This is a genomic window from Nocardia sp. BMG111209, assembly GCF_000381925.1.
GTDB lineage: Bacteria > Actinomycetota > Actinomycetes > Mycobacteriales > Mycobacteriaceae > Nocardia.
Map to the genome: position 1 here is coordinate 52,766 of NZ_KB907308.1, position 14,831 is coordinate 67,596.

The window sequence follows — 14,831 nt, forward strand, 5'->3', positions numbered from 1 at the left end:
TCGCTTGCGCGAGCTGCGCGAGTAGTTGGGCTGTCGCGCAGGGATTGCCGCCCGTCCCGAGATGCTTTCGCCGAGAGAATGTCTCGGCATCACGCGATGTGCGATTGCCCGTTACCGGTTCGGGTGATGATTTCGATCCCGCCCGGAATTTCCCGCAGGTATCGCAGAACGGTTCGCTCGTCCGGGGTGCGATTGGGCTGATGCAGGAGCAATACCGGCTCGCCCGTGGGGAGTTCGGCGATCATGGCGTGCCCGCCGTCGTGTGACCACAACGGCTCGGGTTGCTGGATCCACGGGCCGAGCACGTGCCCGGACTGCGATCGTGCGACACCCAGCGTGTAGCCGGTCTCGCCGAAGCCGGACCACAGCATCAGCAGCGTGCCGTCGGTGGTGCGGTGCAGGAACGGGCCGTCGGTGACATAGGCGGGCTCGTCACCGGCGGGGCGCAGGGAACGCACCCACGGCGCCTCGGAGGCGCGGAACAGCAGCACCGGTGGCTCGTCCGTGGCCGCGCGCAGATCGGCGGTGAGCCGCTGCGCGAGGATTTCACCGTCGCCGGTCTGGACCCATTCGTGGCAGAAGATCATCCACGGCTCGGTGCCGTCGTTCTCGAAATGCAGTGTCCCGTCCAGGCATTGCCATTCCGGTGGGGTGACCGGTCCGTCGCTCCACGGCAGGTACGGCCCGGCGAGGTCGTCGGCGGCCAGGACCGCGGTCCCGCGGACCACGCCGGGGCCGCCGAAGGTCGCGAACATGAACCAGCGACCGGCGTGCGGGTGGACCTCCGGCGCCCAATACTGGCCGGTGGACCAGAAATTCGCGGGTGGCCGGAACGCCGGGACGGGGCCGTGCCAGGCGACGAGATCCGTACTCGTCCAGCAGTCGAATCCGGTGCCGGGCCCGTTCCAGATATCGTGATCGGTGCTGCCGAACAGCGCATAGGTGTGGTCCGGCGCGACGACCAGAAACGGATCCCGGATCTGGATCTCGTCCAGGCCGCGCGCCTGCGGTGGCTCCGGTTGTCGTGCGTTCCGGTCGATCATGGTTCTCTCCTGGGGATTCCGGTATCGACGCCGAGCCGGAGCGGACAGACGGTATTCCTCGCCGAGGTTCGCCGCGCGGGAATTCGGCCGCGGGCCGCGGGTGCGATCGGCCGGGGCCGGGCACTCGTCATGCGGTGTCGGCGAGATCCGGCACTCTCGGCAGTACCAGGTCCGCCGACGGCCAGCGGCCCTCCTCGACGGCCGTGCGGGCCACCCAGATCAGCTCTCGCGCAACGTATTCCGTTGCCGCTGCGGGGATCTTCGAACGCGCGGTGGCCAGCGCCACCCGGCGTTCGATCTCCGGGTCACGCAACGGCGCGGCGGAGAGACCGGCGCGGGCGGCCTCGTCGCCGAGCGCGACACCGGGCAGGGTGGCCCACCCGTGGCCGCGGGTGACCAGCTTTTTCAGCAGTGACAGCGAATTGGCTTGGGCGGCAACGGTGAAGACGATCGAGCGGCCGGTGGCTGCCGCGTCCACGAGGCTCCGCAACGGATCTCCGATTTCCTGCGTCACCAGCGGGTGACGTGCGAGCTCCGCCAGGGTGATCGGGGTGTCGGGGCGCAGGCCGGTCTCGGCCGAGGCGACGGCCCAGAGTCGTTCGGTCAGCAGCGGGACGATCCGCAGGGACGGGGACTCGGAGACGTTGCACAACAGGGCGATATCCAGGCCGCCGTCGTGCAGGCCGCGACGCAGCAGGTCGGTGTGGCCGGTCACCAGTCGGAGTTCGATCTGCGGGTGTGCCCGCCGCAACGCGGCCAGCAGCGGCTCGCTCAGCAACTCTGCCGTACTTTCCGGCAGGCCGACGGCCACGGCTCCGCCGAGCGCGGTCCGCGACGCGATCACCTCGGACCGGACGCGGTCGAGGTCGTGCAGGATGCGTTCGGCGCGGTCGACCAGTACCCGGCCCGCGTCGGTCAGGACCACGCCGTGGCGGGTGCGGTCGAACAGCGCCACCCCCAATTCCCGCTCCAGCGCGGCCATCTGCTTGGTGACCGACGGCTGGACCAGGTGGAGCAACTCGGCCGCGCGGGTGAAGTTGCCGACCTCGGCCACGATCACCAGGGTTTTCAGTTGTCTGAGTTCCACGGCGACTCACCCAGCTCCTTTTACGGTGACGGTGACCTCCACCGGATCGAGGCCCGGCGCGGTGGCGCGCAGCCTGATTTCGCCCGCGCCGCACGGCCGTACGATCGCCAGCGCGCGGCCTTCGTACGTGTGGCGGGTGGCGGCGTCGAAGCGTTCCTCGGCGGCCGGGTCGGCGCTGCCGAGCGCCAGTAGTGTTCCGGCGCCGGTGATGTCGACGGTGAGCGGTACCTCGTTCGCGGTGTCGACGGTGCCGTCCCGATCGGTCAGCGCCAGGGTGATGTAGGCGAGGTCGCCCGGTGCGTCGGTCACGACCGGGCGATCGGGCTCGGCGCACAGCACACGGTCACCGGTCGCGGTGCGCAGCATGCAGGTGCCTACCGCGACGCCGTCGCGGTAGGCGATGGCGACGAGTTCGCCCGGCCGATAGACGGTGTCGAAGGCGGCGCGGTACCGGTGCGCCGGACCGGCCGGCCGGAATCCCAGGCTGCGGCCGTCGAGGCGGAGCTCGACATCGTCGGCGTCGCAATATATTTCGACGGTGATCGGCGCGTCCTCGAAGCCGGGCCAGGTCCAGCTCGCGATGCTGTCGCTCCACGCCCACGGGGTCCCGGTGAAGGTTTCCCCGTGATGCTGCGGCCGCTGCACGGCGAGGTAGGGATCGGCGCGGCGGCCGAACACGATCTCCCGGTAGTAGGAGACCGGGCGCCGATGACCGGTGATGTCGATATCTCCGCAGCCGGCGACGAGATGGGGGTACGGCGCGGTGAACGACGGCGTCTCGCCGGCGTATTGGGGCCGGCCGATGCCGACCTCGCCCAGATAATCCCAGCCGGTCCAGGTGAAGTCGCCGATCACGTGCGGATGGCGGCGCACCAGTTCCCAGTTGCCGTCGATGTGGGTGGGAAAGGTCTCGGTGCCGAGCACGATCCGGCCGGGGAACAGTTCCGCGTCCAGGGCATAACGGCTTTCGGAGTAGTTCATACCGGCCACGTCGAGCACGGCGTACGCCTCGGCGGTGCGCTCGCTGACCAGCTCGGAGGCGGCGATGGCGTTCATCAGGTCGCCCGGATCCGCCATCATGGTGTTGATCCCGGCGCTTTCCGAAAGTGTCTGCCCCGCGCGCTTTTTCAGCTCGTCGATGACGGCGAGCATATTGTTCACCGCGTTGGTGACATAGCGGGTGCCGTCCAGGGCCCGCAGCTTCTCGGCCAGCCGGCGCGACCACGCCGCGCCCGCGGGGGTGCCGACCTCGGGGATCTCGTTGCCGATCGAGTACAGGACGACGCTGGGGTGGTTGAAGTCCCTGTCCACCAGCGCTTCCAGATCGCGTTCCCACCATTGCGGGAAACTCAGGCTGTAGTCGAACGGATTCTTCGCCGAGGTCCACATGTCGAAGGTCTCGTCGACGACCAGCATGCCGAGCCGGTCGCAGGCGTCCAGCATGGCGGTGCTCATCGGATGGTGCGACATCCGGATCGCGTTGAACCCGGCCGCTTTCAGCAGCTCCACCCGGCGCTGCTCGGCGCGCGGGTAGGTCGCCGCGCCCAGCGGGCCGTTGTCGTGATGGATACAGGCGCCGCGCAGTTCGACGGTGGTTCCGTTGATCCGCAGCCCGTGGACGGGGTCCAGTCGCAGCGATCGGATTCCGAAAACCGTGCTGTCCCGGTCGATCTCGGCATCGCCGTCGATCAGGGAGACGACGCATTCGTAGAGCTCGGGGCTGTCGGGTCCCCACAGCACCGGCGTGCGTACGTACAGTCGCCGGCGTGCGGTGGCGGTCTCGTGCGGCGCGACGGTGATCGGGGCGGTGTCAGCGGCGACCACGGTGCTGTCCCGGTCACGGATCTCGGTGACCAGCCGGACCGTGCGGAGGGTCTCCACATCGCTGTCGACGGCCACGGTCACCTCGACGACGGCGCGTTCACCGTCGATATCGGGGGTGGCGACCCGCAGCCCGTGCGGCGCGATCCGTACCGGCCCGCCGACCAGCAGCCAGGTGTCGCGGTAGATCCCGCCACCGCTGTACCAGCGGGAATCCTGGTGATTGCGCGTCTCCACCCGAATCTCGTTGTCGCCGTCGGCATTCAGATACGGGGTGGCGTCGATGTGGAACGGCGCGTAGCCGTTCGGACGCTGACCGGCGTACGCACCGTTGACGTAGACCATGGCATCCCGGTACACACCGTCGAACTCGACGATCACCCGCTGTCCGCGCTGCCGCTCCGGTACGGCGAAAGTCTTGCGGTACTCGAACACTCCGCTCGGGTAGAAGCCGACACTTCCCTCGGCCGCGCTGTCGCGCGGCAATTCGGCGACCGCGTCGTGCGGAATCGTCACCGCGTGGAACGGGACCGCCGCCCCCGACAGTTCGGCGAACGGATTGGGCTTCGGCCTGGCCTGCCAATCGTTGTTGAAAGACGTGCGGAACACGTGACCTCTCATTCTCGTCGGAGACCGGGCGAGGGGCGGGCGCCCACTCTTTCTACCAATGGTTTATTATACCAGTGGTATGTAAGCGAGGAGCAGCAATGAGCACGTCGACCGATCGAGAGGCCGCGCGCCGGAGGTTCACTCCGCCGCCGCCACCACGGACGCCGAAAGCGGCCGGTACCCGGCGCCGGCTGCTGGACCTGGCCGCTCGGCTGTTCATCGAACGTGGTTACAGCGCGGTGTCGATGAACGACATCGCCGCCGCGGCCGACCTCACCAAGGGGGCCCTCTACGGGCATTTCCGGTCCAAGGGACAGCTGCTCGTCGAGGTGATCCGCTGGAAGCACAGCGAGCGGGAACAGGAGCCGGACTTCGTTGCGGCACTGGCCGATCCGGAGCGCGGGCTGGATCTGATGTACGACCGCGCGGGCCGGGACATCCGGCTGCTGGACGTCGACGCGGCCGCCGCCGCCCGGCACGATCCGGACATCGCCGCGGGGCTCGAGGAGATCCACCGGGAGCGGCATGCCTGGATCCGGGAGGCGGTCGCCGACGCTTCCGATCCCGACACCGTCACCTGGCTGATCTTCGCGCTCTCGCTCGGCATCGGTATGCGGGAGGCGGCCGGTACCTCGTCGCCCGACACCGGCCGATTGCACACCGCGTTGCGCGCGGCGCTGGATTCGCTGAGCGAGCACTAGCCGATCGGTCCGGGATCGAGGGGTGGCACTCGATCCGGACCCGATCCACCGGCGCCGCGGGCGGCCGCGACGCGGATATCGCGAAGTCGGTGCATCAACCGGCCGTCGGCGAAGCGGTCGTGCAGCTCGCGATACAGCCGGTAGAGGTCGTCGTACGCGCGGGCCCGCGCGGGGTCGGGCCGGTATGCGTCCCGGTGACGGCGGCCCATGGCCGCGGCGGCGGTGGGAATGTCGGGGTGGTGTCCCGCGGCGACGGCGGCGTGGATGGCCGAGCCGAGCGCCGGTCCCTGGCCGGAGGCGATGACCGACAGGGGCCGGCCGAGGATGTCGGCGTAGGTCCGCATCAGGAAGGTGTTGCGGGTCAGTCCCCCGGCGACGATGAACTCCTCGACGGGAACGCCTGCGGCATCGAAGGTTTCGACGATCAGCCGGGCTCCGAAGGCGGTGGCCTCGATCAGCGCGCGGTAGATGTCCTCGGGCCGGGTGGCCAGCGTCTGGCCGATCAGCAGCCCGGACAGGTCGTGGTCGACGAGGATCGAGCGGTTGCCGTTGTTCCAGTCCAGCGCGATCAGCCCGTGCCCACCCACCGGTTGTGCGGCGGCGCGCTCGGTCAGGTACTCGTGGATGCCGAGCCCGCGCTCCGCCGCGGCGGCGTGATCGGCGGCGGGCACGCAGTTCTCGGTGAACCAGGCGAAGATGTCACCGACACCCGACTGGCCCGCTTCGTATCCCCACAGGCCCGCGACGATGCCGTCGGCGACGACCCCGCACATGCCGGGAACGTCGGCGAGCCGATCCGAGGGCATGACGTGACAGGTGGAGGTGCCCATGATCGCGACCATCCGGCCCGGCGCCACGGCGTCGGCGGCGGCCGCAGTGACGTGGGCGTCGATATTGCCGACGGCGACCGCGGTACCCGCGCGCAGCCCGGTCCAGGCGGCGGCGCGCGCGGTCAGCGATCCGGCGCGGCTGCCGAGCGCGGACACCTGCGGGCCGAGTTTGCCGGTGAGATCGGCGAATCCGGGATGCAGGGCGGCGAGATAGTCGCGGGACGGGTAGTCGCCGTCCTGCCGGATCGCCTTGTATCCGGCGGTGGCGACGTTGCGGGTCTCGACGCCGGTCAACTGCCAGACGATCCAGTCGGCCGCCTCGATCCACCGGTCGGCGGCCGCGTAGAGCGCGGGATCCTCCTCGAGGATCTGCAGCGCCTTGGCAACCGCCCATTCCGCGGAGATCCGGCCGCCGTAGCGGGACAGCCACTTCTCGCCCCGCTCGGCGGCCAGGTCGGTGATCCGATCGGCTTGCCGTTGTGCCGCATGGTGTTTCCACAACTTCGGCCAGGCGTGCGGCCGGCCGGGCAGCAGATCCGCCAGCGGGGTGCCGTCGGCGGTGGCGGGCAGGATCGTGCAGGAGGTGAAATCGGCGCCGATGCCGACGATCCGGTCGGCGGGCACGCCCGCGGCAGCCACCGCCTCGGGCACCGCGGTGCGGAGGACATCGATCCAGTCACCCGGCGCCTGCAGCGCCCAGCCGTCCCCGAGCGGGGTGCCGTCGGGCAGCGTCCGTTCGAGCACACCGTGGCGGTATTCGTGTGTGGCGGAGGCGATTTCGGTGCCGTCGGCGACGCGGACCACCACCGCCCGGCCGGACAGGGTGCCGAAGTCGACGCCGACGGTGCAGTAGCCGGTTTCCACCGTGTTCTCCTCAGAAGCCTTGTGCCAGGCGGTAATACGCTTGGTTCCAGCGGATCTCCCGGATGAACCGGCGACCGGTGGTGTCGGCGTCGATGGTCAGTAGTTCGACTCCGGTCATCTCCGCGAAGTCGGTGAGCGTCTCGATCCCGACCGCGCGGGTGAGCACGGTGTGGTGCGGGCCGCCGGCGGCCAGCCACGCCTCCGCGGAGGTTCGCAGATCCGGTCGCGGCCGCCACACGGCACGGGCCACGGGCAGCTGCGGCAGCGGGGCCGGCGGGTCCACGACGTCGATCTCGTTGGCGACCAAGCGGAATCGCTCACCGAGGTCGATCAGGCCGGCGACGAGGGCCGGTCCGGGTTCGGCGTCGAACACCAGCCGGACCGGGTCCTCGCGGGCGCCGATCGACAGCGGGTGGATCTCGAGGGACGGCCGGTTCGCGGTGATCGACGGGCAGACCTCGAGCATGTGCGCCCCGAGGATCAGCTCGTGGCCCGGCGCGAGATGGTAGGTGTAGTCCTCCATGAACGAGGTGCCGCCCGGCAGGCCCGCCCCCATCGTCTTCAGGGCGCGCAGCAGCGCGGCGGTCTTCCAGTCGCCTTCGCCGCCGAATCCGTAGCCGTCGGCCATCAGGCGCTGCACCGCCAGCCCGGGTAGCTGGCGGAGTCCGCCGAGATCCTCGAAATTCGTGGTGAACGCCCCGAATCCGCCCTCGGTGAGGAAGGTGCGCAGCCCGAGCTCGAGACGCGCGCCGTATCGCAGCGAGTCGTGCCGGTCCCCGCCGGTACGCAGGTCCGCGGCGACGTCGTAGCGGTCCTGGTATTCGGTGACCAGTGTGGTGATCTCGGCGTCGGCGATCTCGTCGACCACGGCGACCAGGTCGTTGACGCCGTAGGTGTTGACGCTGACACCGAATCGCCGCTGCGCCTCGACCTTGTCGCCCTCGGTGACCGCGACATCGCGCATGTTGTCCCCGAACCGGGCCAGCCGCAGGGTACGCAGATCCGCCCGACCGGCCGCGGCCCGTGCCCACCCGGCGACCCGGTCGGTGACGGCCGGATCGCTCACGTGGCCGGCGACGATCGTGCGGGAAATCCCCAGCCGGGTGGCGACGAACCCGAACTCCCGGTCGCCGTGGGCGGCCTGGTTGAGGTTCATGAAGTCCATATCGATGGTCGCCCAGGGCAATTCGACGTTGGACTGGGTGTGCAGGTGCAGCAGGGGCTTGTCCAGCGCGTCCAGACCGGTGATCCACATCTTCGCCGGGGAGAAGGTGTGCATCCAGGCGATCACCCCGAGACAGGTGTCATCGGCGTTGGCGTCCAAGCAGATTCGGCGGATCGCGGCCGCGCTGGTCAGCACCGGCAGCCAGCGCACGGTCACCGGCAGCACACCGGTGAGCCGATCGGCGATCTGCAGGGACTGCTCCCCCACCTGCTGCAGGACCTCGGGTCCGTACAGGCCCTGGCTGCCGGTCGCGAACCAGACCTCCCGCACCGGTTCCCGGTCGGTCGTCGGCATATCGTTCTCCTCGGTCACTGGCCGTAGGCGTTGTGGTAGCGGTCGTACAGGTGCTCGACATCGGCGGCCGGCAACGGCACCGGCTCACCGAGCTGCCGGGACAGATGCACGGTACGGGCGACGTCCTCGCACATCACCGCCGCTTTCACCGCGTCGCGCGCGCCGGCCCCGATCGTGAACACGCCGTGGTTGCGCAGCAGCACCGCGGGGCTGCGGTGGCCCGCCAGCGTCCGGACCACGGCCCGGCCGATATCGTCGCCGCCGATCAGGGCGAACGGTCCCACCGGGATCTCGCCACCGAACTCGTCGGCCATCGCCGTCAGCACGCAGGGGATCGGCTCGCCGCGCGCGGCCCATGCGGTGGCGTAGGCGGAATGGGTGTGCACCACCGCGCCGACGTCGGCGCGCTGCCGGTAGATGTAGGCGTGCGCGAACACGTCGCTGGACGGCTTCAGGGTGTCGTCGGCGACCGGATGCCCATCCAGGTCGCACAGCACCATGGATTCCGGGGTCAAGCGGTCGTACGGCACGCCACTGGGCTTGATCAGGAACCGGTCACCGGCCACCCGTGCCGAGATGTTGCCGCTGGTCCAGGCGACCAGGCCGGAATCGATCAGCACCGCGTGCAGGCGGGCCAGTTCCTCCCGCACGGCGTCCGCACCGGGCGCACCCGGTGCAGCTGGTCCGCGACGTTCCACCGCTCACTCCTTCCGATTCCTCCGGCATCGCTGCCCGAATGCGGTAACCGGCAGGTCACCGGGCCGACGAAGTTTCCTACCAACGGAATATAGTCTAGTGGTAGCTTTCGGGAAAGATCACTTCGCCGGCGACCGGTCGGTGTCCCGGTTACACCCCGGCTGCCATCCCGCCGGTCACGCGCAGTGTTTCGCCGGTGACGAACCGGGCGCCGGCGCCGGAGAGGAACAGGACGGCGTCGACGATGTCCGCTTCGCCGCCGTCGGTGTCGAGGAACTGCATCCGCTTCACCCCGGCTCTGGTTTCCGGGGACAGTTCGGTGGCGATGGTCTCGGTGAGGATCATGCCGGGGGCGATGGCGTTGACCCGGATGCCCAGGGGGCCGAGTTCGCGGGCGAAGGTGACGGTCAGGCCGACGACGGCGAGTTTCGAGGTGCCGTAGGCGGTGCCGCCGAGGTAGGCCGCGGCGGAGGAGATGTTGACGATGTTCGCGCCGGGCCGGTCCCGGAGGTACGGGACCGCGGCGAGGGTCGTCGCGATGACGCCGTGGACGTTGACGTCGAACAGGCGTCGTACCTTGGCCGCTCCCATTTCGGTGATGGGCCGGCTGTAGGCGTCGCTGTGCAGTCCGGCGTTGTTGATCAGCAGGTCGAGCCCGCCGTGCGTGCCGGCCGCGCGGGTCATCACCTCGCCCATGCGGGTCTCGTCGGTGACGTCGCCGGTCAGACCGTCCGCCGAGCCACCGGCATCGCGGATCGCGGCCGCGGCCTCGTGCGCGGCGGTCTCGTCGATGTCGACGAGCACGACGTGCGCGCCCTGCTCGGCGAGCGCGGCGCCGAAGGCCGCGCCGAATCCGCGGCCACCGCCGGTGATCACGGCGGTCGTTCCCTGTCGATCGGTCATGTGCTGCATTGCCTTTCCTGGAGGTTCGCTGCGGCGAGGGCGGCCCGCCGGTCGATGGTGTTACCGGTCCCCGGTTGCGGGATCCGCGGCGGTGGTGTCGTGGACGGTCTGCCCGTAGGTGTCGACGAATCGGTCGAACAGGTCCAGCAGCCGCTGCCGGTCGGTGTCGCCGAGCGCGGCCAGGGCGGTCTCGTAGGAATCGAGCATCTGCCGCGACGCGCGCGCGAGTGCGTCGCGGCCGTCCGGGGTGGCTTCCATCACGTGCGAGGTGGCGCCGGGCTCCCGGTAGCGGCGCAGCAGGCCCGCGGCGAGCGCCGCGTTGACCTGCCGGGACACCGTCGACTGTTCCAGCCCGAACGTGTCGGCGATCTCCCGCTGCGTGCGCGGGGTGCCGTCGGACAACAGCCACATCAGCCGCATATCCGCCGAACCCAGGACGGCGTCCTGTTCCTGGAACCGGCGATGCTGCTGCAACCGGCTCAACGCCTCGGCCAGGCGCAGACCCGCCGGTCCCCCGGCCTCCGGTGGTGTTTCGTTCACGCCCGATCAACCTCTCACTGCGCACCGAGATGCATGTACCATGCATATGATAGGCGATATGCACTCTGCATATCCCGTCTTCCTTAAGGAGACCCGTCGTGAACACCTCAGTCACCGCCGGTCCCACTGCCGCGGCCCTCGGTGGGGATCAGCGGTCCGTTGTCGGAGTCGTCGGGCTCGGTGGGTACGGAGCAGGCGTGGTCGGCGGGCTCGCCCGAGGAGGTCGGGCGCCGCTGGTCTGCGATCCGTATCCGGTGGGAGAGTCGGTGGCGGGTGCCGGAAAGGTGGCCGTATCGGGCGCCGACACCGTGTCGGCAGCGGGTGCCGACGTGGTGTCGTCGCCGTGCCGGGTTGCGGCGGCTTGCGAGACGGTGATCGTGGCGGTGGACGACCCGCAGCAGGTTCGTGCGGTGATCACCGGCGGTGACGGGCTGCTCGCCGCGGACCGGGCGGGACTGGTGATCGTGCTGCTGACGCCCGTACCGGTCCGGGACGTTCATGCGCTGGCCGCGCTGTGCGCGCAGCACGACGCGGTTTGCTCGACACCCACATCACCGGCGGCGGCGGCGGGCTCGCGATGGCCGTCGGCGGGCCCGATGAGGTGGTGCAGCGAGTGCAGGCGGCGCTCGATGACGTCGGCTCGGTCACGCACTGTGGCCCGGTCGGTGCCGCGACGGTTCTGCGCCTGGCCGCCGCCATGATCGGCCACGCCACCCGGGCCGCCGTTCACGAAGCCCGAGCCCTGACCACGGCCGCGGGTATCGCGGACGAGCACCTGATCCGGGCGATGGCTCGTCCCGGTAGCGATCCGATCGACCTCACCGGGATCGTGATGGCGGGACCGGAGTGCGACCGGCCCGAGGCGGTCGGCCGGGCCCGTGCCGAGCTGGCCGCGGTGCAGGACTACGCCGGTGATCTCGGCATCGAGGTCCCGATCACCGATATCGCGGCGACGAGTACGGACGAGGTCTGTGCCGGTACGGTCGCCGTGCCGCTGTCCGCGGACCCCGATGTGCGCGGCCGGGCGATGATGGATCGTGTCTACGGGCCCGGCTTCGGCGCCCGGATCCCCACTTCCGGCAACAATCCACTGACCGACGACATCGTGCACCACCTGTTCGCCGACATCTGGGGCCGGTCCCACCTCACCGTCCGCGACCGGCGCCTGCTCGTCCTCGGCATCACCGCCACCCTCGGCCGCGCCGACCTACTGGACGTCCAACTCCACGGCGCACTGGCCAACCACGAATTCACCCCTGCCCAACTGGACGAAATCCCCCTCATGGTCAGCTATTACGCCGGTGTCGGCACCGGCACGGCCATCAACACAGCGATTCGCGCCGCGACCGGACCCGCCACCCGGCCGACCGACGACCACACCACTACGGCACGCTCGCTGCCCGACGCCCGAGTCGGCCAGAGCTGAACCCATTCTCTACCAACCGATTACAGCAAGTCTGCCCGACCTACGGCTGCCTCGCTGAATCCTTTCTCTACCAACCGATTACGTCACGGCCGCCTGATCTACGGCAACCTCCGGCCGGGTCGATGTGTGAGCGGTTTCCGGATGGCGCGATGGGCAGCGGCGGCCGATCGGACGTGTCTCCGATCCGGGGGTGGTGCGGTGGGTATGACGGGGGTCACGATGGAGCCTGGCCGTGGGAAGGGTTTGCGATGTTCTTCGATTTGGGTGTCCGCGATTTTCTCGATCGGGCCGAACTGGTCTATCCGGATCGGGTCGGTGTGGTCGACGAGCCGGATCAGCCTGCGGCGTCGTGGGGTTCGGTGACCTATCGGGATCTCGCGCGGCGGGCGCGGGGGCAGGCGGCCGGGTTGGATGCGCTCGGGGTGCCGGTCGGCGGGCGGGTGGCCGTCGTGTCGCACAATTCGGCGCGGCTGCTGACCTCGTTCTTCGGGGTCTCGGCCTGGGGGCGGGTGCTGGTGCCGGTCAATTTCCGGTTGTCTCCGGCCGAGGTGGGCTACATCGTGGAGCATTCCGGGGCCGAGGTGCTGCTCGTGGATCCCGAGCTCGAAGGTCTGCTGGAGACGGTTTCCGCGAAACACACCTTCGTGCTCGGGGACAGCGACGATGTCGTGTTCGGTTCCACCGCCGAGCCCGTGCCGTGGGGTGGTGACGAATCTGCCACGGCCACAATCAATTACACCTCGGGAACGACTGCCCGACCCAAGGGGGTGCAGCTCACGCATCGCAATCTGTGGCTCAATGCGGCGGTGTTCGGTCTGCACACCGCGGTGACCGACGACGATGTCCTGCTGCACACGCTGCCGATGTTCCATGCCAACGGGTGGGGGATGCCCTATACCGTGACCGGGCTCGGGGGGCGGCACATCGTGTTGCGCAAGGTGGACGGGACCGAGATCCTGCGGCGCATCGCCGAATACGGCGTCACTCTGTTGTGCGCGGCACCGGCCGTCGTGACCGCGGCGCTCGACGCGGCGAAGACCTGGGACGGGGTGATCCCGGGGCGGGACCGGGTTCGTATCGTCGTCGCGGGCGCTCCGCCGCCGACCCGCACGATCGAGCGGGTGCGGGACGAGCTCGGGTGGGAATTCATCCAGATCTACGGCCTCACCGAAACCGCGCCGCTGCTGACCATCAACCGAATGCGTGCGGAATGGGCGGAATTCGACTCGCACGAACAGGCGCGGCTGCTCGGTCGCGCCGGCGCGCCGGCCTTGGGTGTGCGGGTCTCGGTCGATACCGACGGTGAGGTTCTCGCCCGGTCCAATCACAATCTGGACGGCTATTGGCAGAATCCGGAGGAGACCGCACGGGCCCAGGAGGGCAACTGGTTCCATACCGGTGACGGTGGTTCGGTCAGCGACGGTTATCTCACCATCACCGATCGCAAGAAGGATGTGATCATCACCGGCGGCGAGAACGTCTCCTCCATCGAGGTCGAGGACGCCCTCAATTCGCATCCGGCGGTCCGGGAGGCCGCGGTCATCGGCATTCCGGATCAGCAATGGGGTGAGCTGGTCACCGCGCTCGTGGTGACCGACGATCCCGCGGTGACCGCCGACGAGATCGTCACCCATTGCCGAAAGTATCTGGCGGGCTACAAATGTCCCAAGCGGGTGGAATTCGTGGAATCGTTGCCGCGCACCGCGACCGGGAAGATCCAGAAGTTCAAACTCCGGGATACCTACGGGCAGGGCTGAGCGGCAGCGGGTTCCGGCGCGCACGGTGGCGGGGGCGCGCCGGTTGTGCAGTTGCGACAGGTGATCGGGCCCGGTCTGTGAGTCGGTACCAAGCCGGTGGATCCGTGCCCTGGTTCGTCCGGGCAACCATTAGGTTCGGTCCACCGACAATCCGTCAGGAAGCTTGGGGACGATCATGCGACGAGTTTTCGCAGGAAACCTGATATCACGGGCGCTGTGGCGCCGGATCGCGGCGCTCGCGGTGTGCGCGCTGCTACCACTGTTCTGGGCCGGGTCGGCGACGCCGGCCACCGCCGGAGCGCCCTCGGTCCGGGTGGTGACCGATCCGCGGCTACCCGGCCACACGATCTACCTCCCCGCCGAGCCCACCGAGCACACCCCGGTACTCATCTGGGGCGAAGGTGGTTGTGTCGCAAGGAATTCGCTGTACGTCGACTTCCTGTCGACGGTCGCGGCGCGCGGCATCGTGGTCATCGACAACTCCGATCCGGACGGCATCGCACCGCTCGATCAGACGGCGATGAACGCGTCCGTGGACTGGGCCGTCGCCGAGAACGGCCGACCGGACGGCCCGTACTCCGGCCGCCTCGACGCCGGGCACATCGCCGTCGCCGGATGGTCCTGCGGCGGACTGCAATCCTACGAACTGGCCGTGAGCCGGCCGGAGATCGCGACCGTCGGTATTTTGAACAGCGGTCAGATCGCCGTCGATCAGTCCCAGCTCGATCGGCTGCGCGTGCCGGTGTTGTATCTGCTCGGCGGACCCACCGATATCGCCTACGAGAACGGGGTGCGCGACTTCGGACAGCTGCCGCCGGACCTGCCCGCCTTCCTGGGTTCGTCCGATACCGGCCATTTCGGGACGTACTTCCAGCCCGGCGGCGGCGCCTACGCCGCGCTGCTCGGGAACTGGATTCGCTGGCGTATCGCGGGCGATCCCGATGCCGGGCGGACCTTCACCGGGCCGGCGTGCGGACTGTGCACGACACCGGGGTGGACGGTGCGGCGTCGCAACATCGAATGAGACCCCACGAC

General features: G+C 69.4%; 12 protein-coding genes and 1 pseudogene. 5 read left to right on the forward strand and 8 right to left on the reverse strand.

Features of this window, described 5'->3' with window-relative positions; translation table 11 throughout:
* Positions 1-89: 89 nt before the first annotated feature.
* From G361_RS0123645 to G361_RS0123655, 3 genes are all read right to left on the reverse strand, one after another.
* On the reverse strand, positions 90-1,043 hold the full coding sequence (locus G361_RS0123645) for a glycoside hydrolase family 43 protein (RefSeq protein WP_019929591.1): 954 nt from the start codon (positions 1,041-1,043) through the stop codon (positions 90-92).
* 127 nt (positions 1,044-1,170) lie between these two features.
* A complete protein-coding gene (locus tag G361_RS0123650) occupies positions 1,171-2,130 on the reverse strand; it encodes a LysR family transcriptional regulator (protein ID WP_019929592.1) in 960 nt (319 codons plus the stop codon).
* 6 nt (positions 2,131-2,136) lie between these two features.
* Entirely contained in the window at positions 2,137-4,560 is a 2,424-nt protein-coding gene (locus tag G361_RS0123655) for a glycoside hydrolase family 2 TIM barrel-domain containing protein (protein ID WP_019929593.1), read from the reverse strand.
* Between the two features lie 98 nt (positions 4,561-4,658).
* On the opposite strand from G361_RS0123655, the gene G361_RS47200 reads away from it, so the two are divergent.
* On the forward strand, positions 4,659-5,261 hold the full coding sequence (locus tag G361_RS47200; protein WP_019929594.1) for a TetR/AcrR family transcriptional regulator: 603 nt from the start codon (positions 4,659-4,661) through the stop codon (positions 5,259-5,261).
* Here G361_RS47200 and araB read toward each other — a convergent pair.
* From araB to G361_RS47205, 5 genes are all read right to left on the reverse strand, one after another.
* Positions 5,258-6,955: a ribulokinase gene (araB, locus tag G361_RS0123665; RefSeq protein ID WP_019929595.1), complete on the reverse strand. Its 1,698-nt coding sequence runs from the start codon at positions 6,953-6,955 to the stop codon at positions 5,258-5,260. The genes G361_RS47200 and araB overlap by 4 nt on opposite strands.
* A gap of 10 nt (positions 6,956-6,965) precedes the next feature.
* On the reverse strand, positions 6,966-8,474 hold the full coding sequence (gene araA, locus G361_RS0123670) for an L-arabinose isomerase (protein ID WP_026343410.1): 1,509 nt from the start codon (positions 8,472-8,474) through the stop codon (positions 6,966-6,968).
* Between the two features lie 14 nt (positions 8,475-8,488).
* A complete protein-coding gene (locus G361_RS0123675; RefSeq protein ID WP_196814616.1) occupies positions 8,489-9,172 on the reverse strand; it encodes an L-ribulose-5-phosphate 4-epimerase in 684 nt (227 codons plus the stop codon).
* Positions 9,173-9,320: 148 nt separating this feature from the next.
* Positions 9,321-10,073 carry an SDR family NAD(P)-dependent oxidoreductase gene (locus tag G361_RS0123680; RefSeq protein ID WP_155981754.1) on the reverse strand — a complete coding sequence of 251 codons (753 nt, stop codon included), beginning with the start codon at positions 10,071-10,073 and terminating at the stop codon, positions 9,321-9,323.
* Positions 10,074-10,133: 60 nt separating this feature from the next.
* Positions 10,134-10,613 (reverse strand): MarR family winged helix-turn-helix transcriptional regulator, encoded by a 480-nt coding sequence (locus G361_RS47205; RefSeq protein ID WP_019929599.1) that lies wholly within the window; start codon positions 10,611-10,613, stop codon positions 10,134-10,136.
* A 197-nt stretch (positions 10,614-10,810) separates the two neighbouring features.
* Here G361_RS47205 and G361_RS51880 point away from each other — a divergent pair.
* The 4 genes and pseudogenes from G361_RS51880 to G361_RS0123705 form a co-directional block, all read left to right on the forward strand.
* Positions 10,811-11,083: pseudogene (locus G361_RS51880) on the forward strand (NAD(P)-binding domain-containing protein); the annotation flags it as partial.
* A 65-nt stretch (positions 11,084-11,148) separates the two neighbouring features.
* Positions 11,149-12,039 (forward strand): carboxymuconolactone decarboxylase family protein, encoded by an 891-nt coding sequence (locus G361_RS47210; RefSeq protein WP_019929601.1) that lies wholly within the window; start codon positions 11,149-11,151, stop codon positions 12,037-12,039.
* A gap of 248 nt (positions 12,040-12,287) precedes the next feature.
* Complete coding sequence (locus tag G361_RS0123700; RefSeq protein WP_019929602.1) at positions 12,288-13,796, forward strand: AMP-binding protein; 1,509 nt, start codon at positions 12,288-12,290, stop codon at positions 13,794-13,796.
* A 175-nt stretch (positions 13,797-13,971) separates the two neighbouring features.
* Entirely contained in the window at positions 13,972-14,820 is an 849-nt protein-coding gene (locus G361_RS0123705) for a S9 family peptidase (RefSeq protein WP_019929603.1), read from the forward strand.
* Positions 14,821-14,831 lie beyond the last annotated feature (11 nt).

Bases quoted from the DNA above. Each gene is read 5' to 3' on its own strand.
- G361_RS0123645 (WP_019929591.1), bottom strand. From the start codon at position 1,043: ATGATCGACCGGAACGCACGACAACCGGAGCCACCGCAGGCGCGCGGC.
- G361_RS47200 (WP_019929594.1), top strand. From the start codon at position 4,659: ATGAGCACGTCGACCGATCGAGAGGCCGCGCGCCGGAGGTTCACTCCG.
- araA (WP_026343410.1), bottom strand. From the start codon at position 8,474: ATGCCGACGACCGACCGGGAACCGGTGCGGGAGGTCTGGTTCGCGACC.
- G361_RS0123680 (WP_155981754.1), bottom strand. From the start codon at position 10,073: ATGACCGATCGACAGGGAACGACCGCCGTGATCACCGGCGGTGGCCGC.
- G361_RS0123700 (WP_019929602.1), top strand. From the start codon at position 12,288: ATGTTCTTCGATTTGGGTGTCCGCGATTTTCTCGATCGGGCCGAACTG.
- G361_RS0123705 (WP_019929603.1), top strand. From the start codon at position 13,972: ATGCGACGAGTTTTCGCAGGAAACCTGATATCACGGGCGCTGTGGCGC.